Source organism: Bacillus sp. Root920 (assembly GCF_001429445.1).
Classification (GTDB): Bacteria; Bacillota; Bacilli; order Bacillales; family Bacillaceae; genus Bacillus; species Bacillus safensis.
The window spans coordinates 1,215,979-1,236,786 of record NZ_LMJV01000001.1 but is presented as its reverse complement, the minus strand read 5'-3'; the positions used below and the strand labels follow the sequence as shown (position 1 = coordinate 1,236,786).

At 40.5% G+C, this 20,808-nt stretch carries 22 protein-coding genes; 12 read left to right on the top strand and 10 right to left on the bottom strand.

Going from position 1 to position 20,808, the window contains the following annotated elements:
- Positions 1–28 precede the first annotated feature (28 nt).
- From ASE42_RS05945 to ASE42_RS05930, 3 genes are all read right to left on the bottom strand, one after another.
- Complete coding sequence (locus ASE42_RS05945) at positions 29–895, bottom strand: Cof-type HAD-IIB family hydrolase (RefSeq protein WP_039177545.1); 867 nt, start codon at positions 893–895, stop codon at positions 29–31.
- Positions 896–1,347: 452 nt separating this feature from the next.
- On the bottom strand, positions 1,348–1,704 hold the full coding sequence (locus ASE42_RS05935) for a YlbF family regulator (protein ID WP_056766061.1): 357 nt from the start codon (positions 1,702–1,704) through the stop codon (positions 1,348–1,350).
- A 121-nt stretch (positions 1,705–1,825) separates the two neighbouring features.
- Positions 1,826–2,959 (bottom strand): DUF445 domain-containing protein, encoded by a 1,134-nt coding sequence (locus ASE42_RS05930; RefSeq protein ID WP_024426577.1) that lies wholly within the window; start codon positions 2,957–2,959, stop codon positions 1,826–1,828.
- Between the two features lie 213 nt (positions 2,960–3,172).
- On the opposite strand from ASE42_RS05930, the gene ASE42_RS05925 reads away from it, so the two are divergent.
- From ASE42_RS05925 to ASE42_RS05895, 7 genes are all read left to right on the top strand, one after another.
- Positions 3,173–4,285: a YheC/YheD family protein gene (locus tag ASE42_RS05925; RefSeq protein ID WP_056766059.1), complete on the top strand. Its 1,113-nt coding sequence runs from the start codon at positions 3,173–3,175 to the stop codon at positions 4,283–4,285.
- Positions 4,242–5,600, top strand: a complete 1,359-nt coding sequence (locus ASE42_RS05920; RefSeq protein WP_056766057.1) for a YheC/YheD family protein — start codon at positions 4,242–4,244, stop codon at positions 5,598–5,600. Before ASE42_RS05925 ends, ASE42_RS05920 begins: the two co-directional genes overlap by 44 nt.
- 152 nt (positions 5,601–5,752) lie before the next feature.
- Complete coding sequence (locus tag ASE42_RS05915; protein WP_003211787.1) at positions 5,753–5,962, top strand: YheE family protein; 210 nt, start codon at positions 5,753–5,755, stop codon at positions 5,960–5,962.
- A 20-nt stretch (positions 5,963–5,982) separates the two neighbouring features.
- Positions 5,983–6,858 (top strand): helix-turn-helix domain-containing protein, encoded by an 876-nt coding sequence (locus ASE42_RS05910; protein ID WP_024426580.1) that lies wholly within the window; start codon positions 5,983–5,985, stop codon positions 6,856–6,858.
- Between the two features lie 144 nt (positions 6,859–7,002).
- Entirely contained in the window at positions 7,003–8,109 is a 1,107-nt protein-coding gene (locus ASE42_RS05905; protein ID WP_041109937.1) for an ABC transporter ATP-binding protein, read from the top strand.
- A gap of 236 nt (positions 8,110–8,345) precedes the next feature.
- Positions 8,346–8,549, top strand: coding sequence for an alpha/beta-type small acid-soluble spore protein (locus ASE42_RS05900; RefSeq protein ID WP_024425744.1), 204 nt, complete (start codon positions 8,346–8,348; stop codon positions 8,547–8,549).
- A gap of 285 nt (positions 8,550–8,834) precedes the next feature.
- Positions 8,835–9,452, top strand: a complete 618-nt coding sequence (locus ASE42_RS05895; RefSeq protein ID WP_041109935.1) for an NAD(P)-dependent oxidoreductase — start codon at positions 8,835–8,837, stop codon at positions 9,450–9,452.
- 116 nt (positions 9,453–9,568) lie between these two features.
- Here the strand turns inward: ASE42_RS05895 and ASE42_RS05890 are convergent, their stop codons facing one another.
- Positions 9,569–11,584, bottom strand: coding sequence for an ABC transporter ATP-binding protein (locus ASE42_RS05890; RefSeq protein ID WP_056766054.1), 2,016 nt, complete (start codon positions 11,582–11,584; stop codon positions 9,569–9,571).
- Positions 11,581–13,338: an ABC transporter ATP-binding protein gene (locus ASE42_RS05885; protein WP_034282232.1), complete on the bottom strand. Its 1,758-nt coding sequence runs from the start codon at positions 13,336–13,338 to the stop codon at positions 11,581–11,583. Before ASE42_RS05885 ends, ASE42_RS05890 begins: the two co-directional genes overlap by 4 nt.
- A gap of 556 nt (positions 13,339–13,894) precedes the next feature.
- Here ASE42_RS05885 and ASE42_RS05880 point away from each other — a divergent pair.
- Complete coding sequence (locus tag ASE42_RS05880; protein WP_025093324.1) at positions 13,895–14,401, top strand: universal stress protein; 507 nt, start codon at positions 13,895–13,897, stop codon at positions 14,399–14,401.
- A gap of 46 nt (positions 14,402–14,447) precedes the next feature.
- Here ASE42_RS05880 and dat read toward each other — a convergent pair whose 3' ends face one another.
- A complete protein-coding gene (gene dat, locus ASE42_RS05875; protein ID WP_056766053.1) occupies positions 14,448–15,305 on the bottom strand; it encodes a D-amino-acid transaminase in 858 nt (285 codons plus the stop codon).
- Positions 15,306–15,601: 296 nt separating this feature from the next.
- Between dat and ASE42_RS05870 the strand changes: the two genes are divergently transcribed.
- Positions 15,602–16,456: a polysaccharide deacetylase family protein gene (locus ASE42_RS05870; RefSeq protein ID WP_041109926.1), complete on the top strand. Its 855-nt coding sequence runs from the start codon at positions 15,602–15,604 to the stop codon at positions 16,454–16,456.
- A 39-nt stretch (positions 16,457–16,495) separates the two neighbouring features.
- On the opposite strand, the gene ASE42_RS05865 is transcribed toward ASE42_RS05870, so the two are convergent.
- The 3 genes from ASE42_RS05865 to ASE42_RS18915 form a co-directional block, all read right to left on the bottom strand.
- A complete protein-coding gene (locus ASE42_RS05865) occupies positions 16,496–17,227 on the bottom strand; it encodes an NAD-dependent protein deacylase (RefSeq protein ID WP_411809619.1) in 732 nt (243 codons plus the stop codon).
- Between the two features lie 29 nt (positions 17,228–17,256).
- The gene (locus ASE42_RS05860; RefSeq protein WP_041109924.1) at positions 17,257–18,345 is read right to left on the bottom strand and encodes a mechanosensitive ion channel family protein; all 1,089 of its coding nucleotides are present in this window, start codon (positions 18,343–18,345) and stop codon (positions 17,257–17,259) included.
- A gap of 164 nt (positions 18,346–18,509) precedes the next feature.
- The gene (locus tag ASE42_RS18915) at positions 18,510–18,611 is read right to left on the bottom strand and encodes a YhdX family protein (RefSeq protein WP_017360338.1); all 102 of its coding nucleotides are present in this window, start codon (positions 18,609–18,611) and stop codon (positions 18,510–18,512) included.
- 305 nt (positions 18,612–18,916) lie between these two features.
- Between ASE42_RS18915 and ASE42_RS05855 the strand changes: the two genes are divergently transcribed.
- Genes ASE42_RS05855 through crcB (ASE42_RS05845) form a run of 3 tightly spaced genes read left to right on the top strand, consistent with a single transcriptional unit; the run spans position 18,917 to position 20,399 of the window.
- Entirely contained in the window at positions 18,917–19,633 is a 717-nt protein-coding gene (locus ASE42_RS05855; RefSeq protein WP_056766049.1) for a glycerophosphodiester phosphodiesterase, read from the top strand.
- Between the two features lie 4 nt (positions 19,634–19,637).
- Positions 19,638–20,033, top strand: coding sequence for a fluoride efflux transporter CrcB (gene crcB, locus ASE42_RS05850; protein WP_056766047.1), 396 nt, complete (start codon positions 19,638–19,640; stop codon positions 20,031–20,033).
- Positions 20,034–20,399, top strand: coding sequence for a fluoride efflux transporter CrcB (crcB, locus tag ASE42_RS05845; protein WP_056766046.1), 366 nt, complete (start codon positions 20,034–20,036; stop codon positions 20,397–20,399). It abuts the gene before it with no gap.
- Here crcB (ASE42_RS05845) and ASE42_RS05840 read toward each other — a convergent pair.
- Positions 20,396–20,788 (bottom strand): hypothetical protein, encoded by a 393-nt coding sequence (locus ASE42_RS05840; protein WP_056766044.1) that lies wholly within the window; start codon positions 20,786–20,788, stop codon positions 20,396–20,398. The genes crcB (ASE42_RS05845) and ASE42_RS05840 overlap by 4 nt on opposite strands.
- Positions 20,789–20,808: the final 20 nt, after the last annotated feature.

Here is a 20,808-nt window from a genome sequence, read left to right as displayed (position 1 = left end):
TTTCTTGATTGACAGGGCCTTCACTTTATTATCTCTTAATATCGAATTGATGTAAAAATCCTTCTCTTTGCTGCATTCTAAAGTATTCCTTGATCATATAAGCCACACCCTGTTCATCATGCGAGCGCGTCACCCAATCGGCTTTACGCTTGACATCATTGGGGGCATTTCCCATAGCAACGCCTAAACCAGCCAATTCAAGCATTGGAATGTCATCTGTTCCATGGCCAATGACGACCGTATCTTCTAAAGTAAAACCGAGTGCAGAGGTTAAAAGAGAAAGTCCCGCTTCCTTCGAAACCCCTTTGCATACAATATTCATTTTCTCATCACTGATCCTAATAAGATCAACAGATGGGAATGCTTGTTGAATAGTCCTGTGAATCTCAGGCTGAAGCTCCGCGGTCGAATATACTTCAATCACTGGAGTACTGACTGGTTCATCCATCAGCATATCACTTAACGATTCAACAAATTGGACAGGATAGAAAATTGGATCAGACGGATGAATGAGCGTCTTTCCCATCAGCTGAGACTGCGTTTTTTTCCGGTTGCCGATCGAGAATTTTTCATGCAGCAAGCGGACATTACAATCGAAGCTTTCAAGGATTTGCACAAGATTAAATGTCTTTTCTTCCGTTAATTTTTTCACATGAAGCGGCTCATCGAGTTTATCGGCGATAAATGCACCACTATGCGTCACAAGGGTTGATGTTGGAATCTTCAACGCCTTGGCAATTTTTTGAGCGGAACGAAAATGCCGGTTGGTGACAATCGTCACGTAAACCCCTTTTTTCTTTACATATTCCACAGCTTCTTTTGTAGCAGAATGGATTTTACCATTGGAACGAAGTAACGTCCCATCTATATTGAGTGCAAGTAGTTTTTTTGACACTGAGGCATCCCCCTTCTTGATGACTGTACTTACGATGAGGATATGCCCTAGCTTGGTGCTTTAGAACATGCAGTTGAAAGAGCCCCAGGTTATGAATAGATGGATAAATAAAAAAAGCCTACCCCTAGGCTTTTTTTTATGTATGGTTTGGATGCGTTACAATGGAGTGATGAAGCTCCCCATGATCCCCTTATCATTTACACACCAAAGCATTGCTTATATCAGATCCCCTTATGATGCTTTGCGTTTCTCCCAGAAGCGCTTCTCTCTCGTTTGGCTCACCGCCATAAATCCCAAGTGAAACGCACCCAATTGTCCCTTGAGAGCGCCTTTTTGAAAGCACTTTCAATATAAGTATTATCGCAGAATTTATGTGCTTCGACAACCTTTTTTTAAAAGATATTGAGGAGAAAAGATAAAACAAAAAAGGGCGAATGACATCGCCCTTTCCATTAGTTTTCTTCTGGATTCCCATAAAGCTCTTCAAGTGGCTTCATGATAATTTTATTTAATTCACCGATAAGAACACTCACACGTTGTTCTGCTTCCATCAACTGAGAGATTTTGTCGTGCTGCTGAACAAGAGCAACTGTTTTTTGAGCTTGCTCCACTTCTTCTTGTGTGATCTCTTGACCAGTCATTTGTTTTTGTTGAAGGTTTACTTGAATGTCACGGAAGTTCTCAAACATTCTTTTAGAGGAATCATCCGCGTTTACCTCATCATAAAGATTTCTTAAAGTTGAATATTCTTCGCTATGACGCAATGCTTTTTCAAGGTCATATGCAACATCATAAAGATTTACAGACATGTTATGTCTCCTTTCTATCCGTTATCACCGATATGATCGGCGGACACCACTCCACTATAACAAACTATGGCTTTCGTTTCACATATATACAATGAATTCATTAAAATTTCTATAGCTTGTCTTAGAATAGCGCCACAAAAACAGCCTGGATAGCACCAATCATCCCGCCTAAAAGACCGCCTAGAAATGTTATCATCTTCAGCTCCTTATTAGAGATGCTGACTACAAGCTCTTCCATTTTTTCAAGCGGGAAAAGTTCAATTTGTTCACGAATGATATCTTCAAATTGCAGCTTTGCAAGCAGACTCTCTAAAGCATTTGAAGCCGCTTCGATCCCCTTATCAATCAACACTGGCGCAAAATGTGTTTTAAGGTCATCCGCTACAGCACTGACATATGTTCCAACTGGTTTGTCTAATATCAGCTTTGTAGAGAAATGAGAAAGCAATTGATTTTTCACACTAAAAATAAGTTCCTTCACATTCCATTTTTCATCAAGCTCATGAAGAGAAAATAGCTTCACCTTGTCCCATTCTTGAACAAGTAAATCTGATAAAAATCTTTTTGTTTCTGCGTTTCTTAAAAACTTGATGATTTCGGGATGTACACGATCAATTAAGCTTGAATTCCCTAGAAACATTTGGACCATACTGCCAAGCATTCCCCGTTCTTTTAAGAAATCATCAATCATATTGCCAAGCCTGGCTTTGCCTTCATCACTTTCAAAATAATGAATGCCTCTCTTTAAAATATAATCTGCTGCATCTGGAATTTTTGATGATATTTTGGTTTCCACTTCTACCGGGAGCAATTCAGATAAAGTTTGCTCGTTATATGTTTCAAGCAATGAAGCGAGCTTCTGGTCAGACCACTGATGGAGCCATCTATCTGCTTTAACATCAGCCTGTGAAACGCCGAATTTTTCTAGCAGGGAGAATACGGTGATCTCCATATTTGCGCCTTTGTCAATATATTGATGGACTGTACGCAGGATCTCCTGCTTTGCCTCCGATGATTCAAATCGCTTTTGAATACCTTCTGGCGTGAGCAAATGCTCCATAACCATGACACCAACCTGCTTGGCTACTTCGTCTCTTCTTTTAGGGATAAGCCCTGGTGTAAATGGAAGCTGTTTTCCGAATAAGTAATATGGCTTATAAGGCCGAAAAAGCATTTTAATTGCAAGATGGTTTGTCGCTGCTCCTATGACTGCGCCGATAACAATCATAAAGATAAACGTTGTGAATATATTCAAAGTCGTCATCTACCTTTCAAACAACACCCGAGGTTTATTGTTTTGATCTATACGTATTATAGTTGTTGTCAAGTTCCCAAGCAAATGAAGCATGCAGCGAGACATATGATCAAGCGATCTGTCGTAATGATAAAGGAGCGTAAGCTTTATGTAAAATCACAAAAAAATGTTTTTTGATGGTAAAAAAAGAAGTTGAAAAGAAGGTGTTTTTTAATGACAACATTAGGTATTGCGAGCCTTTCTCCGCAGTATGAAGAGGCATTCACACGGCAGCTCGCCAAAGCTGCCTCTTCTTATCGTTTAGAGGTTGTTCGTTTTACACCATTTGATTTAAAGCCGGCTTCAAATTTGATACAAGGCCAAACATATACGAATGGCCAAGGGTTTGCTGACGCACAATTTCCGATTCCCGACTTGATTTATGACCGATGTCTTTATCGGCATGACGCACAATCTAAAAAAGCAAAACCCATCATGGAATGGCTAAAAAAATATCCAAAAACAGATTTTTTGAATACGGGCATTTCAAATAAAATGGTGCTATTTGAGCAGCTCCGTCTCCTCTCTGCTTCACAGCCATATTTACCTGGCTGCTTTTTATTAAAAGAGCCCTCAGACCTGATCAATATGGTAAGGGAGTACGGGGCTGGCGGTTATTGTAGAATGCAGCCTCTCTCCCATCAGCATGCAGCATCTACTTACTTCATTTTCTTTGATGGCAAATCAACATTTACTGTTCAACTAAGTTCCAATCAAACCATTACATTTTCTCGTACGTCAGAGCTGGAACGCTGGTGCAAAAAATATGCAGGCCGGTATTTCCTTCAATTTTTCAACACGAATGATCAAAAAGAAATTTTATTCAATGAAATCAAGATTTTCCTTATGAAAGATTCACAAAATCAATGGAAACGCATGGGAATTCACACAAAATCACCTGCAGAAAATAGTCTTTTAAGTCATACACAAAAATCAGCTCCTGTGATAGGCTTTGAACACTATCTAAATACATTGCAGCCACACATCAAGGAACTCCTTTTAGATGATATGGCATCCATTCAGGCATCAATCCCAGCTTATATAGATAAAACTTACTCTCCTTGCTTTGAATTCGCAGTAGACTTACTTCATTCAAGTGAAGGCAGACTTTTCATATCAAATATCAGATCAAAGCCAGGGCGGTCCGCTTTTTTAAAAGTTTATCCTGAGAAGGAACACGAATTGATTCGCATCATTCTTGAACATGCGCAATCGATAAAATCTCAACCGAAGGAGGTTTCTTATGAACAGAAAGCGCTGCATCATCGCCCCACACCTTACAAGTGAAAAAACAATTCATCTTCCCGTCCATTATAAACAGAAAGATGCCATCTATTCTCTTGCTCTAGGGTCTCGTTTAGTAGATGGCTTCAACATTTCCTATCATCAGCATCCAAATAAAATTTTATTATCTGAAGATCTATACAGAGGATTACTGATTCCTTACCAATCAAAAGCTGATGTGATCATCATTGACCATACACTTTTTATAGGGCCGTTGATGGGCATTTTCACTGCAGGTTTTGAGCAAAGTACACAGCCATTAGGAACGAGATCAGAATTTTTTATCAAACTGCTGCACTCTTTCAGGCAGCATCCTGGTTTTGCCTATCTTTTTGGGTCACATTCTATTGATTGGGAAAAAGGAATTGTAGAAGGACTGTTGTACCACGAAGATTCATGGGTTAAAAAACAGCTTCCCCTTCCGTCAGTCATTTATGATCGGCTTCCAAATAGAAAAGCTGCTCAGTCGGCACTCATTCAAGAAACGAAGCGAAAACTCACCCAAGACTATGATATCCCTTGGTTCAATCCTTACTTTTTTAATAAATGGGAGATTCACGAACAGCTATTAACAGATGAAAAAACATGGTCCTTTCTCCCACATTCTGTACAATTAGATCCCGTGGACGCTCTAAGTAAAATTGAAACACTTCTCCATCTGCATCAAGTTATATACTTAAAACCGACAAACGGAAGTCATGGAGACGGGATTTATCAGTTAAAAAAGGAAAACGACGGAATCACTGTATCCTCAAATTTCGGAAATTCTATTCCATATGATTCAATAGATCAGTTTGTTCAAAGGCTGCGAAAGGATCATGCAATTCATGATTTTATTGCACAACAAGGCATTGAGCTTCTTCAAATAGACAATCAACCGATGGATTTCAGAGTTCATACGAATAAAAATAAAGAAGGTGATTGGACAGTCACAGCAGCAGCAGCAAAGGTTTCTGGAGATCATACCATCACGACTCACCAGTTACACGGGGGAACGGTGAAAACACTTTATGCTGTCTTTCCAGAAGAAAAGAAACGTTTGCAGATTTTACAGCAGCTTTCTCATACTGCCATCATGCTTAGCCAAGTGATAGATAAAAAAATGACCGGGCATATTGGTGAAATCGGTTTTGACTTAGGCATTGATCAAACAGGTGCAATTTGGATGTTCGAAGCCAATTCTCGCCCTGGCCGAGAGATTTTCCAGCATGTCTCTTTGAAAAAATCAGAATGGCTGATTGGGAAAAGAATCATGGATTACGCATCTTACCTTTCAAAAACGGCACTCACCACTTCAGATCACGCGAACGTCTACTGACGCTTTTTTGTCACATGTCAGTGCTCTTAAATCTATGCTTTTTCTATGCTCTTTTCATGAGATGAGATACAATAAAATCAAGTTCAAGGTTGTTTCCGTGTTGTCGTGTTTGTTTATTGTTTCATCAATAAAAGCAAGGAGGCAATGATGATATGATTTCTCATTTTCAATGGAAACCCCTTTTTAAGAAAGCACAATTGCCAGGCTGGAAAATATCCTTTTTCCACAATGGTGCACACTATGAAGGCATCTACCACAAAACAGGTGACATTGAATGGGGCTCTCAGCTTCCGCCCCATGAAGTAGAACCAACTTTAAAAGAAGAAATCCACGAATTAATGCTGTTCCATGTCTATGATTAAACTGTTTAAGGAGCCCCGCCATGTTAGAAAAATTAAAACTTGTTTACGGAGACCATATCATCAGCACACCTACTCATGACAAACAAATTCTTTGGTATCAAACAGACGAAGGTGAAATATTTGGAGTAAACAAATCGGAGCTTTCAGAAAGAGAAACACTTCTTCTCAACTCTTTTCTTACACCAATTGATCTATTTCAAAAAGCGCAGACCGAGGATGAACAAAAATGGTTCAGCTATCTTTTTGAAAACAAACCACTAACTGTCCAACATCCCGTCCGTGTTTATTATTTTCAAATGATCCATCAAGAAGAACAAAGACAGCAAATAAAAGAGGCTGTGAATAACAGCCTCGAACATACTCATTTCATATGGACAGGCCCTGAAACAGCTATGCTGATTCAACCAAATGCCACATCAGAAAACAGTCAATTAGATCAGTTAAATGATTTGTCTCTAGCTATTACAAGTGATTTTTTAACAGACTCAGTCTTTATACAAGGACAGCTGCATTTGCCAAATGACCATTTACAGATGAGGTTATTAAATGAACAACAGCTATTTTTATACCATATGCAGCGAGAAAAGCTTAGATCAGGGGCTGCTACATTTTATCAATGCCTGCCTTCGTTCATTTGTTATGATGCATCCGCACTCTCTCATGCTATTTCAGATGCTTTTAAAGAAGCGGTCTTTGACCGGGATGTTTACCGAACCCTCATGACCTATATGCAATGTAATTTAAACGCATCCAAAGCAGCAAAAGCGTTATATGTTCACAGAAACAGTCTTCAATATCGAATTGATAAATTTATTGAGCGCACTGGGCTAGATATACGACATTTTCCAGAAGCATCCGCTGCTTATTTGATGATGACTCTACTCGATCTTTCATAAAGAATGAAGACATGAGCACCCTGCCCAAAAATGAAAATAGGATGTTGTGCACGTTGTCCATTTACAGACTCTTCCTCATTTTATACACTTTATTTACTAGTAAAGCGCTTTCAAAAAAAGAGGGACTGGGGAGGCTGACATCTAATGGCTGAAATGATGCTGAATCAAATTTATAAAGTATATGATAACAAGGTAACAGCAGTAGACAACTTTAATCTACATATAGAAGATAAAGAATTTATTGTGTTTGTTGGTCCATCAGGCTGCGGAAAATCAACAACCCTTCGCATGATTGCAGGTCTAGAAGAAATTTCACAAGGAGACTTTCTGTTAGATGGAAAACGGATGAATGATGTAGCGCCGAAAGACCGGGATATCGCAATGGTTTTCCAAAACTATGCATTATATCCTCATATGAATGTGTACGATAATATGGCTTTTGGATTAAAGCTGCGGAAGTTTCCGAAAGCAGAAATTGATGAGCGGGTTCGAAATGCCGCTAAAATATTAGGGCTTGAGCAATATTTAGACAGAAAACCAAAAGCACTGTCTGGAGGTCAAAGGCAGCGTGTTGCACTTGGCAGAGCGATTGTACGTGATGCAAAGGTTTTTCTTTTGGATGAGCCGCTTTCTAATTTAGATGCAAAACTCCGTGTTCAGATGCGTGCTGAAATTTCTAAGCTTCATCAGCGTCTGCAAACGACATTTATTTATGTGACACATGATCAGACTGAAGCCATGACAATGGCAACACGCCTTGTTGTCATGAAAGATGGTTTTATTCAGCAGGTAGGAGCGCCGAAAGATGTATATGAAAACCCAGAGAATGTGTTTGTAGGTGGATTTATCGGCTCACCTGCGATGAACTTTTTCACAGGAAAGCTCTCTGACGGTGCCATTGCGGTTGGAAAAACTCATATTCGTGTACCAGAAGGGAAAATGAAAGTATTACGCAGCCAAGGCTATATTGGAAAGGATGTCATTTTAGGCATCAGGCCAGAAGATTTTCACGATGAACCAGTATTTATAGAGGCGTCTGAAGGCACAAAAATTCATGCTGACGTAGAAGTAGCTGAATTAATGGGAGCAGAAACGATGCTTTATTCTTCTATCGATGGTCAATCGTTTATTGCACGTGTTGATTCTCGTACCGATGTACAGGCCGGACAGTCTATCCCTCTTGCGATTAATATGAACAAAGCCCATTTCTTTGATGCGGATACGGAGCTGCGCATTCGCTCAGCAGAATAAAAAAATATATAAGCAGCGCCATCACTCATCATTGGGTGATGGTTTTTTGTATGTTAACACAACATTTACCATGTTCTTTTCTCGTATGTTTTTTTCGGAAATAACCATAATACTTAGTACAAAGCAGTTACTGCATTGGGTTTCGCCAAGTGGCAAATGACTTGATCATTTCGCTGGTGCGATTCCAGCAAACCCAACCAAAAAAACAAATCATATACAAAAAGGAGAATCACATCATGGCAAATTCTAATAGTTCAAACCAATTACTAGTTCCTGGAGCAGAGCAAGCGATCGATCAAATGAAATACGAAATCGCTTCTGAATTTGGTGTAAACCTTGGAGCAGAAACAACATCTCGTGCTAACGGTTCAGTTGGTGGAGAAATTACAAAACGTCTTGTGTCTTTCGCTCAACAAAATCTTGGCGGAACAAAAGCTTAATTTCATATTTGGATCATAGAAGGCACCTCTTATGGTGTCTTCTTTTTTTGTTTTAATCCCTCACCAAACTCCTTTCAGCTCATATCATGTAGTAGAAAGGAGCGGATCTTCATGGACATTATTTCTGGTATGAACTTTGAACTTTTACAATTTGTAGGGATCTCTCTATTATGTGAATATGCTCATAGTATTCGGTCCTTTCATCTTTATAAAAAAAGCATCACATAAAAGTTGTACCATTTTGGGTTCTTTTCACTTATAGTATGTAGTGGAGGGATCGAACAGATGAAAATAGCTCTTTTCGGTGCTCATGGACGTGTAGGACAAGCATTTCTTCGTTTCGTTCAAGTAGATGATCGTTACATGGTTCGTTCATTGATTCGGACAAACCGAGAAGAAATGCTTGCGGGTATGTTTCAAGTCACCGGCAATTCAAGAAATCGGGAAGATGTGCTTGAGACAATAAAAGGAGCAGATATTGTTGTGAGCTGTCTATCAACAGATGGTGATGATACATTATCTGTTTCAATGGAGCATATCGTACAAGCCATGAAGCAAACAAATACATCTAGAATTATTACAATTGGTACAGCAGGTATTTTAAAAGCAAGAAAGCAGCCGGAGCTCTACCGTTTTGAAACAAATGAATCAAGACGGACCACTTCCCGAGCAGCTAAAGAGCATGCGAAAGCGTTTGAAATCCTTCAATCGACTGATCTAGATTGGACCATTATTTGTCCAACCTATTTACCAAATGGAGAAGTGACACGGTCATATCGCTATGAGAAAGATTTTCTCCCTATAGATGGAAAGAAAATTTCAGTTGAAGATACCGCACACTTTTTATATCAGCAGTTAAATTCGAAGGAGTTTGTACATCAACGCGTCGGCATCGCTTATTGATGATGATGCCTGTCCAAACAATATAACAAGTAAAAGTCGAGGACAGAATCCTCGACTTTTTCATGGAAGGAAAAGAGCCTCATTCAATTGGAAGAGGCTCTTTTTTCTACTATTCATCAGCTGTTGGCAACAGCGCCTTTTTGCAGTTCATACATTTGTGCATACAGCCCTTCTTGCTGCATGAGTTGTTCATGACTGCCACGCTCGATGATTTCACCTTTTTCTAACACCAAGATCATATCGGCTTTTTTAATTGTGGATAATCGGTGAGCGATCACAAAAGTCGTTCGTCCTTCTTTGACTACATCAAGCGCCCGCTGAATGATCGCTTCTGTTTCTGTATCAATGTTCGCGGTGGCTTCATCTAAAATTAAAATCGCTGGATCATACGCCAATGCGCGCGCAAATGAAATCAACTGACGTTCCCCCGAGGAAAGGGTGCTTCCCTTTTCAACGACTGGTTCATCAAAGCCTTCTGGCAGGTGCTTCAATAACTCTGCGGCACCTACTTGCTTTAATGAGGATTCAATGGTTTCTCTTTTGATGTCTTCATTCCCTAAGCTGACATTGGAGGCAATCGTTCCAGAAAATAAATACGGGTCTTGCAGCACGATGCCCATTTGTTTACGCAGCGTTTGGCGCGACTGATCATAAATGCTTTCACCATCTATGAGAATGTCTCCTTGCTGAATGTCATAAAAACGCAGCAGCAAGTTCATGATCGAGCTTTTCCCAGAACCAGTATGCCCCACTAGTGCAACCGTTTGACCTTTCTTCGCTTCAAACGTAATGTTCTTTAAGACATTATTCCCTTCATTATAAGCAAAGGTGACATCTTTGAACTGAACGTGTCCCTCCAGCTTCTTCTGAACAGGTTCTTCCACTTCTGTTCCTGGTTCATCTAATAATCGGAAAACCCTTTCCGATGAAACCCTTGCTAACTCCAACCTAGAGAACTGATTCACAATGCCTGTAATCGGCTGGAACAATCGATTTAAATAATCGACAAATGCATAGAGCACACCAATGGACACAATGCCTGTCGCACTTAGCGACGCACCACCAAAATACCAAATGAGTGCCACATATGCTAAATTTCGCAGCAGGTTAACCAAGTTATGTGAAAGAAGTGAATTTAAATGCAACATCTTTCGCTGATATCGAAAGTGATTGTTGTTCAGCTCATCAAATTCCTCTTGCGTCGCTTTTTCATGACGAAACGCTTGAATGATTGTCATCCCTTGAATGGCTTCATTTAGTTTGGCATTGATTTCACTGATGATCGAACGAATGCGGTGATTGTACACTGATGCAAACTTTCTATAAGTCATCGACCATAGGAAAATAATCGGTACAGCGACCAAACAGATGAGTGCCAGCTTCACATTTAATAAAAACATGGCAATGTAAATACCAATCATGTAAATAGCACTTGTCACGAAATTTGCAAGGACCGTTACATATAAATCACGAATGGTTTCCGTGTCATTTGTGATCCTGGCGACAACCTTTCCTGCCGGTAAATTATCAAAATATCGGATCGGCAGCGTTTGGATGTGCTCAAATACGTCTACCCTCATTTTTTGAATAATTCGATTTGCAATCCTCTGGAGCAAATAATGCTGCCCATACTGAAAGAAAATCGCAACGATGAGCAGTCCTAGATAAAATAGAACAAGCTGCACCAAACCACTGATTTCTGGCTGATAAAAAGCGAAAATCTCCTCTTTTGATAAACGCTTTACCTCATAGGTTTCACGCTCGTTCCCATTATCAATGGTGAGCTGATCTCCCGATATTTTTCTGTTTCCATCAAAACGAATCGGCTCATTCACAAAATAGTAACCGAACCCGACTTGCACTACATTGATTTGCTTTCCAGAATCCATTCCATTATTTAATCGATCGCTTCGTATATAGTTATTTCCCTGGTAATAAACGGTTTTGTCTGTCTTTTCATTGACCTCGACATACGGTTTTTCTACACCTAAAATATGATCATCAATCATTTTCTTCCCAATAAATGGCCCAGTCAGCTCAGCACCAACTGCAATCATGAGAAAGATTAAGGCAACAGACAATACTTTCTTATATAGGAGTGCGTAGGCAAGGAGTCTTCTTCCTGTTGTCATGCCTCATCCCCTCCTTCCAGCTGATTTGTTAGCTGCTGACGCAAAAATTGTTCTTTGTACCACCCATCCTGCTGGATGAGCTCGTTGTGGGTGCCCTTTTGGACAATGCGTCCTTCTTCCATGACAAGAATGAGATCCGCATGTTCTACAGCTGATAGGCGATGAGTTGTAATAAACGTCGTTTTGCCATGACGGTTTTGTCTTAGATTTTCTAGGATAGCGGTTTCTGTTTTTGCATCTACAGCAGATAATGAGTCATCCAGAATTAAAATGTCTGGATCAATTAATAAAGCACGTGCAATGGATATTCGCTGTTTTTGTCCGCCTGAGAGCGCCACACCTTTTTCCCCAACCATGGTCTCCAGACCCTCTGGCAGAAGGCGTAGATCCTTTTCAAAGTAAGCATCCTTGATTGCTTGTGCTAACTCATCTTGTTTCGCGTCCCGATGACCAAAGCGCATATTCTGTTCCACACTTTTTGAGAAAAGAATATGATCCTGAGGGACGTATCCGATCCATTGAAATAACTGATCTAGCTCAATGTCTTGGATTGGAACACCTGATAGCAAGATTTGCCCATCACCTGCCGGATACTGACGCAGAAGCTGTTTGACAATGGTCGTTTTGCCGCTTCCCGTTTTGCCTGTAATCCCAATCGTCTGTCCTTTTCGAACGGTAAAGGACACATCAATGAGATTATCTTTAGATGAGGTTGGATACCTGAATGTCACATGATCAAACTCAATATCTCCAGGCTCTTGTAACGTTTTCGGCTGAGCAGCATCTGTTACGTCCGGCTTGTAGCTGAGTGTATGATTTAACCGGTCTAACGACGCATTTCCTCTTTGCATAATATTAATCAATTCGCCGATCGCAAACATTGGCCAGATCATCATGCCAAGATAGACGTTAAATGCAACAAGCTCCCCAATGGTTAAATCACTTTGGAACACGAGATAGGCTCCGTAGCCGATTCCGATTAAGTAGCTGATCCCCACAAGTAATTTCACTGTCGGTTCAAACAAAGAATCAATGATCGCCACTCGCATGTTTTTTTGAAATACATCATCTGTCATTTCTCGAAAGCGTTCGACATCTTGTTTCTCCTGCACAAAAGACCGAATGACCCGGACACCTGCCACTGATTCAAGAACGCGATCGTTCATATCACCAAATGCATCTTGAGCGACTGTAAAGCGCTCATGGATTTTGCTTCCATAAAACGCAATTAAGAGCGCCATCAGCGGCATAGGAATAATCGCCATTAAGGTTAATTTCCAGCTAATCGTCAGCCCCATCGTAAAGAAGATCATCAGCATATAAGCAGTGGAATCAACCAAGGTCAGAACGCCAAAGCCTGTTGTTAAGGCTACAGCATTCAAGTCGTTTGTACCTAATGCCATTAAGTTGCCGGTTTTTTTCTTTTCATAAAAGGTAGGCGTCATCTTAAGCAAGTGGCGCATCAGTTTCCCACGCATCACACGCTCCATGACATTTGCGCCGCCAAATAACTGATACATCCAAAAATATGTAAGTGTATAGACGACGACACCTAGTAAGCAAAAAATGGTCACATAAAACACAATACTGGATGTTGTAAATTGACCAGAACGAATGTCATCAACTGCCTGGCCAAGGTATCTTGGCGGCAGCATTTCAAGCACATTCACAATGAGCAGGAGCGTAATAGCAATCGTATAACGCCTCCACTCTTGTTTAAAGAACCAGCCTAATTTCGCAAATACTGAAAACATGTTTGTCTCTCCTTTTCAAGCTAGCCGCTTTCTAAATTTTCCTGCAAGTCACCTTGTTTCGTTTTTTGAGCTTTTGTCATTTGTCTTGATTTTGGCATGTTCACATGCTTTCACTCCTCTTCATTTACTTGTTGTTTTTCATCCCTTTATTTCGAAATGCGAAATGAATTCAACAAAAAAAGAGGCCACCAGCTGGCTGGTACGCCTCTTTTCGTCATGTAAAAAGGCGCATGTTGACAAATACGCAACATACGCCTTGATTCATCCGATCAATTGGAACAGACGAGTTCCTTTTCAATGACCAATGAAGGTGTAATTGTCACGTGAATCAACCCATTCATGCAGTTTGGTTTCATTCTTCCAATGTTGCACATGACATTTCCTCCTTTTGGCTCTTGAATCTTTTTTTATCTTATAGCGGCTGTCACCATTTTGTCAATAAATATTTTTCAATAAATGAAATTTTCTAACAAAAATCAATCTTCCTTATGTGTATCTTTTTCTATTAACGGGTATACCATGAGTGTAAAGACTCCTTTTGAAAGGAATGAGGACATTGTTTCAAGCTGATCGGATGGTCGTTGCGTTTGATGGACATGAAGACAGTAAGAAAGCATTAAAAAAGGCAATCGCTTTAGCTAAAACCTTACATGCCAAGCTGACCGTTACCTATGCACATGATGGCAAAACAGACAGACAGGTGTTTGATGTGCCGCGCCCAATGACTGGCGGAGCTTATATCGGCGGCGGTACGGCAGATCTTCAAACACCCCCTGTATATGTACCTCATGATGAACAGCAAAGTCCCTTGATTTTTGAAGACCATACAGAAGAGGTCGTTGCGGAAGCAAGAATGCTATTAAATGAGGAGCAGTTTGAGGCTGCCATTGAAATTGTAGAAGGAGAACCAGCGGAAGCGATTATCGAATATGCGGAGGAAATATCAGCAGACCTCATCGTCATGGGAGCACGTGACCAAAGCAGATTGAAAAAAATGCTGTTTGGCAGTGTGAGTGAAAAGTTATCAGCAAAATCAGATATACCTGTGCTTATTGTGAAATAAATGCATCACAAAAGGCTGTAAACATTGGTTTACAGCCTTTTTTTATTTATGAAGAGATCGATGCTTCACTTTCATGTTTAATTTTTTGCTGGAAGCCTTCCTGTACACGCTTTGTCAGCTTGCCTGGAACGCCTTCCCCTACTGGCTCGCCATCTATTTCAACAATCGGAATGACTTCAGCTGTCGTCGAGCTGATGAAGATTTCCTGAGCGCGCAGCAGTTCTTCTTTGCTTATACGAGTTTCTTCAACAGTACACCCTTCTTCCTCACATACCTCCAGCAGCTTTCTACGAGTAATGCCGTTTAAAATGAGATTGTTTGCAGGGTGAGTACGAATCACGCCATCAATCACGGCATATACATTCGAGGAGGTTCCCTCGGTCACAAAACCGTCTCTCACAAGGATTGCTTCAAACGCACCAGCTTCAGATGCTTTCTGCTTTTCCATGATGTTATATAAAAGGTTTAAGCTTTTGATATCACACCTTAACCAGCGAAGATCCTCAGATAAAATGGCCTTTGCCCCAGCTTTCTGCTCTTGAACAGGCTTTTTCACCTGGAACGTATATGCCGTGATTTGAGGAGTAAGAGAATCACTATACTGATGTTTACGAGGGGCGACACCCCGCGTGACTTGAATATACACACCGCCATCTGTTAATTGATTGTGAGCGACGAGCTGTTGTAACTTTTCTTCCATATCTGATACTGTACCTTGCAGATGAATGCCAATTTCCTTTGCACTCTTGAACAGACGCTCTGTATGTTCCTTTAACGTAAACAAAGTACCATTGTATACACGGATGACCTCATAGACTCCGTCACCAAATTGATAGCCTCTGTCCTCAATATCAACATGTGCATCCTTTTTTTCAATGAAATCTCCATTGTACAATATTTTCATATGGAATCTCCCCTTCGCTTTGCATTAATGGTTGAATCTGATGCTATCTTAGCGGATAAATGGGTTCGTTTCAATGATTATTCAGAATTATTTCACATCATATGAAATGGATAACCTTTCATTGTAACAAATATAGATTGATAACCAAAAAGATTCCAATTTTTTAGCATCTTCTATATTCATAGGCTCTTTTTTCCTGTATACTTACTCCATATAAACACGACAAAAAACAGCGAAAAAAGACAGAATCCACTACATGATTCGACACAAATTTTTGATTTATTGGAGCGATTGTAATGCAACGGGTTAAAAAAAAACAGACACCTTCAAACACAATGCTGCTCTCAAAGGCGATTGGTTTTGTCATCCTGACACTGATCCTCTTTTTTATTTGGGATATGTCCAAAACCAATATGCAGGCAGCAGATCAGCCGGCGAAATTGTCTGCGAGCAGTCAATTTAGGGACACAAGCACTAGTATGAAAGCAAAAGATGCTTCTCGGAAAACATTAGATGCACATTTTAAGATCAATTCAAATAAACATGTAACGGATCAAACGATCTTTTTAACCTTTGATGATGGTCCATCAGCGACTTCAAATCAGCTGTTAGATGTGCTAAAAGCGCATCAAGTGAAAGCCACATTCTTTATGCTCGGACCGCAGATTAAAGAACACCCGGCAGCTGTGAAAAGACTCCATCAAGAAGGTCATCAATTAGGGCTTCATGGCATCACCCATGATGTGAAACGCTTTTATCAAAAAAAAGATTCTCCTGTTAACGAGATGAAGGAAGATCAGCGCATTTTGGCTTCTGTCACAGGTGAGTATACCCATCTTGTAAGAACACCTTATGGCAGCACCCCAAATTTAACCGATCAGCAAAAGGCACGTTTAAAACAAAAAGGCTTTGTCTACTGGGACTGGACCATTGACAGTCTTGACTGGAAATATAAAAGCTCAAAATATGTACCAGAGGTATTAAATCAGCTGCAAGTGCTGGAGACAAAATATCCAAAAGAACCAAAAATCATCTTAATGCATGATCAGCCGGCGACGGCAAAATACTTAAGCAGCTTAATTACGCAGCTAAAGGCAAAGGGCTATACATTTGAAGTCCTTGATGAAACAATGAAGCCGCTGCAGCAATAAAGTAAAACCCGCACCTTTAGGATGCGGGTTTTTAATGATTTATAAAGCTTTCACGAGATCACCAATTCGCTCATGAAAGACAAGATCAAAAAGCGGATCGAATTCTGTTTCACTCAAATTCATCATCACCATGAAGATGGAAGGATCATGAGCTGCATCTTCTGGAATATACCTTGCTGGCGCTACCTCCAGGGAAGTCCCCATAACGAGGAGCATGTCCGTTTTCTGAAGTGATGTCTCTACTTGATCTAAATGTTTGACCATATCGCCAAATAGGACAACATCTGTTTTTAGCACACGTCCACACGTACTGCCGTCTGAGGAAACCCTTTGACAGACCGGCACCTCTTCTTTTAATAAATAAGGCAGATCATATACCGCCTGACACGATGGACAAGTGGCCGTTTGAATGGAGCCATGGAGTTCATATACATGCTGGCTTCCCGCCTTTTTATGAAGACCGTCAATATTTTGGGTGAAAATATCCACATGCTTCCCTTGTCGCTCAAGGCTGGCTAAAAAGGTGTGCCCGCTATTTGGCTCATATTCTCCACTCATTTTCATCTGAAACAATTCCTTAAATTTCGGCCAGAATTGATGAGGATTTGATAAAAAGTAGGACCGGCTCATCGCCTCCATGCGGGAAGTATCTTCTGTCCACAGTCCACCCGTTGATCTAAAATCAGGAATACCCGATTCTGTACTCATACCAGCACCTGAGAGTACTGTGATATGTGAAGCCTGCGATAATTTCTCTCTTAACACATCCACCTTTGTTTGGTCCACGCACCATTCCTCCTTTATTCACCCAACTGCTTCTCACCTTTTTGTTTCATATAAATGGCCTGACCAGGGAAAGCAAATTCTACGCCTTCCTCGTGGAAAATATCTATGATGCGATAGTTAATATCCTGCTTAATATCAAGGTTTTCAGACCAAGCTGTCGTGTTTGTGTAAAAGTTGAAAAACAAGTTCAAATAGCTGTCTGCCAGTACATCGAGATTTACCATGATTGTCTCCTTATGCACACCATCATGCTCGTGAAGCATCTGTCTGAGACGCTTAATACACTGATCAATATGTTCCTTTGGTGTATTGTAGGAAACGCGAACAGAGAACGTAATCTGACGTTTATTCATTCTTGTCCAGTTTGTGATTGGCTCCTTAGAAAGCGTAGAATTCGGAACGGTCACGACGGCTTCAGCAGGTGTTCGAAACCTTGTACTTCGAAATGTAATGTCCTCCACAGTCCCAAGAACACTTGGTGTCTCCACAAAGTCGCCCATCGTAAAAGGCTTCTCTGTAATGATGACAATCCCTCCAAAAAAGTTAGCCACTGTATCCTGAGCGGCGAGCGCAAAGGCTAGACCACCTAGACCAAGACCTGCCACAAGTCCATTTACGTCATAATTAAATTCTTGTGCAATGACACTAATACTCAGTGCAATAATAATGAAGCGAAGTACCTTTGATAAAAATGGTGCTAAAATATCATCCATATCTAATTCAAATTTCGAATTGACCTTTTGAAACAAGAAAGAAGATGCAGCGGTTAAATTACAAAGCCCCCACGTCAGCATCAATATAATAGAGGATCTATACAATTTAATGATGACATCCATATGGTGCTCAAAGTATGGTGCCTGTCTTAACGCAAAATATAAACCAAGTGCCACGAAAAACAGCCTGGCTGGTTTTTCAAATGCCACAACAATTTGGTTAATGACCTCCGTTTTAGACCGATTCGTCAGCCTAAACAGTAGCTGAAATAAATACTTCGTAAATACTTTCCGAAGCAATAAAAAAAGCAATAAAATACAAAGGCTAATACCAATTTGGATCGCAATATCTACTGTAAAATATGTATCCATCCATTTTTGTGTAAACATGTCTGTCTCTCTCCTTTAAAACAATCCTCTCTAGTTTATAATATAACCTTCGTTCATGTCCTCTCTTAAATGTCTGACCTCTACATAAAAAGCCTCGGGACAGATCCCGAGGCATGAAGTTCAAATATGAAATTTTGGCTAGAGACATATCGACGGGCAGCAAACTACTTTTTCTTCTGAGCCTGATCAAGGAGAGTCGCTTTAAACATTTCAGCATCCGTTTCGGCCTTAATACGTTCTTCCACTCTAATTCTCCCTTTACCCAATCATCTCGCCTCCTTTTCATCATTATAAAACATCAGAATTTTCAGTCAACATGACGAAAGCACTAATATTTTGACGAACGCTGACGATTTGGACAAAATTGATCGAAGAAAAAATGATGTAGTTCAGATTTACTCAATAAGAGCTTGGGATATTCCTGCAACTTTTCACCTTTCATACACGATGCTTTCTCACCAGATGCCATGTTCCATTACATACAGCTCTCCCTCGTACCATATAGTAAAGAAGGAAAAACAGCAAAAATTTGATATGATAAGACCAGAACTTATGTCAGGAGCTGGAGCATGTGTATATTATTGCGCATAGAGGGTCCTCAAGCGCTGCCCCAGAAAATACAATCGCTGCATTTGATTTAGCTGTTCAGCAGGGTGCGGATTATATTGAGTTAGACGTCCAGCTGACAATGGATCAGCACGTAGCCGTCATCCATGATGATACTGTTGATCGAACGAGTAACGGAAGCGGCTTAGTGAAAAGTTATACACTTGATCGGCTGAAGAAATTAGATGCAGGAAGCTGGTTCGATTCTCAGTACGCCAACGAACGAATTCCCACCTTACAGGAAATTCTTGAAAGATACAGTCAGCGTGTCGGGATACTGATTGAGATCAAGCATCCAAAACGGCAGATTGGGATTGAAAAGGCAGTTGTCGACATCATCAACCGGTTTGCCTATTCCCGTCACATCATGGTTCAATCTTTTGATGCCAATGCACTTCAAAGAGTCAAAGCTTACGCCCCTTCTCTTCGAACAGCTTTTATTATAAAACCCTCTGCCTTTAAACTGACGAAAAGGAAATTAGTGGAGTACAGCTCCTTTGCGGATTGCCTTAATATGAAGAAAACGATGATCAACAGATGGTGGATTGATCGCATCCACTCATTTGGAATGGATGTCTTTATATGGACAGTGAAAGATCAAAAAACAGCCGACAGGATTAAAACATACCACATTGATGGAGTGGTGACGGATCATCCGCCATTTTTTCTAAAGGAGAAATGATTAAATGAAAGCATATCTCGCCGTATTTATCGGTGGATTGGTTGGTACCCTTTGCAGATATGAACTTAGCCAATCCGTTGTCAGCCAGACATTCCCCTATGCAACACTGATTGAAAACATGACAGGCAGTCTGCTTCTTGGCTTTTCAACAGGGTATTTTATGTTTCGGAAGGGAAAAAAATATCTTGCTGCTTTGATCGGAACAGGATTTTGCGGTGGTTTTACGACAATGTCCACTTTTTCTAAAGAAACGGTTCTCTTATTACAGGATGGACTGTTCACATCAAGTATCATGTACATTATACTCTCAGTGATTGCTGGAGTGGGCGCTGCCTTATGTGGGCTGATCACCGCTCAGCGCCTCTTTCAACAAAATGAGCAGCCGAAAGGAAGCAGATAAATGATTGTATTTTATACAGCTGTTGCCGGCGGGATGGGCAGTACCCTTCGTTTTTTCCTCAGTCAATCGATTCAGAAAACCAAGTTTCATACTCGTTTTCCGTATAGTATTATTCTCATCAACTTACTCGGCGCTGCCGGTTTAGGTTTACTGACAGGTGCAGTAACTGACAATGATCCGCTGCTTATGATCATTGGTACTGGGTTTTTCGGTGGTTTTACAACCTTCTCTACATTTAGTGTAGAGGCTGCGTCCATGCTGCGTGAGCGGCAAATTGGACTTCTTGCTGTCTACTTGTTGGTCACAATCATCGGATCTTTATGTTTCTTTGCTGCGTTTTATCAAATAGGCCAGCATCTTTTTTAAATATTGGTAATAGCGGCTAAGCTGATGAGCAGCTGATCCATGAGCTGGCGCTTCATCAAAAAGAGTGTTTTTTCACTATAGCCAATTTCCATTGCACACTTTGCCATCCGCCAATCTCGAAAATATTTGTAATCGATGAGCTGCAGCTCTATTTCGTCCAACTCTTTTAATGCCGTTGCAATACAAGCAACGATGAGTTCATACTGACTTTTTTGCTCTTCTAACTTTTTCCGTGTCATGTGGTCGAGATGATGCGGGCTTCTTTTTTCAAGCTGCCTTTCGATATTTAAGATTGCTGCTTGATAATTTTTGAAATTCTTTAAATGAAACTCAATTCGTTTCATTGAGGTTTTTTTCTCCGTGATACTTGCTGTTTCATACCAAAGCATGTCCATCCCCCTATATCGAA

Coding starts and splice junctions, on each gene's coding strand:
- ASE42_RS05935 (WP_056766061.1), bottom strand. CDS start 1,704: ATGTCTGTAAATCTTTATGATGTTGCATATGACCTTGAAAAAGCATTG.
- ASE42_RS05925 (WP_056766059.1), top strand. CDS start 3,173: ATGACAACATTAGGTATTGCGAGCCTTTCTCCGCAGTATGAAGAGGCA.
- ASE42_RS05920 (WP_056766057.1), top strand. CDS start 4,242: ATGAACAGAAAGCGCTGCATCATCGCCCCACACCTTACAAGTGAAAAA.
- ASE42_RS05915 (WP_003211787.1), top strand. CDS start 5,753: ATGATTTCTCATTTTCAATGGAAACCCCTTTTTAAGAAAGCACAATTG.
- ASE42_RS05910 (WP_024426580.1), top strand. CDS start 5,983: ATGTTAGAAAAATTAAAACTTGTTTACGGAGACCATATCATCAGCACA.
- ASE42_RS05905 (WP_041109937.1), top strand. CDS start 7,003: ATGGCTGAAATGATGCTGAATCAAATTTATAAAGTATATGATAACAAG.
- ASE42_RS05900 (WP_024425744.1), top strand. CDS start 8,346: ATGGCAAATTCTAATAGTTCAAACCAATTACTAGTTCCTGGAGCAGAG.
- ASE42_RS05895 (WP_041109935.1), top strand. CDS start 8,835: ATGAAAATAGCTCTTTTCGGTGCTCATGGACGTGTAGGACAAGCATTT.
- ASE42_RS05890 (WP_056766054.1), bottom strand. CDS start 11,584: ATGACAACAGGAAGAAGACTCCTTGCCTACGCACTCCTATATAAGAAA.
- ASE42_RS05885 (WP_034282232.1), bottom strand. CDS start 13,338: ATGTTTTCAGTATTTGCGAAATTAGGCTGGTTCTTTAAACAAGAGTGG.
- dat (WP_056766053.1), bottom strand. CDS start 15,305: ATGAAAATATTGTACAATGGAGATTTCATTGAAAAAAAGGATGCACAT.
- ASE42_RS05870 (WP_041109926.1), top strand. CDS start 15,602: ATGCAACGGGTTAAAAAAAAACAGACACCTTCAAACACAATGCTGCTC.
- ASE42_RS05860 (WP_041109924.1), bottom strand. CDS start 18,345: ATGTTTACACAAAAATGGATGGATACATATTTTACAGTAGATATTGCG.
- crcB (WP_056766047.1), top strand. CDS start 19,638: ATGAAAGCATATCTCGCCGTATTTATCGGTGGATTGGTTGGTACCCTT.
- crcB (WP_056766046.1), top strand. CDS start 20,034: ATGATTGTATTTTATACAGCTGTTGCCGGCGGGATGGGCAGTACCCTT.
- ASE42_RS05840 (WP_056766044.1), bottom strand. CDS start 20,788: ATGCTTTGGTATGAAACAGCAAGTATCACGGAGAAAAAAACCTCAATG.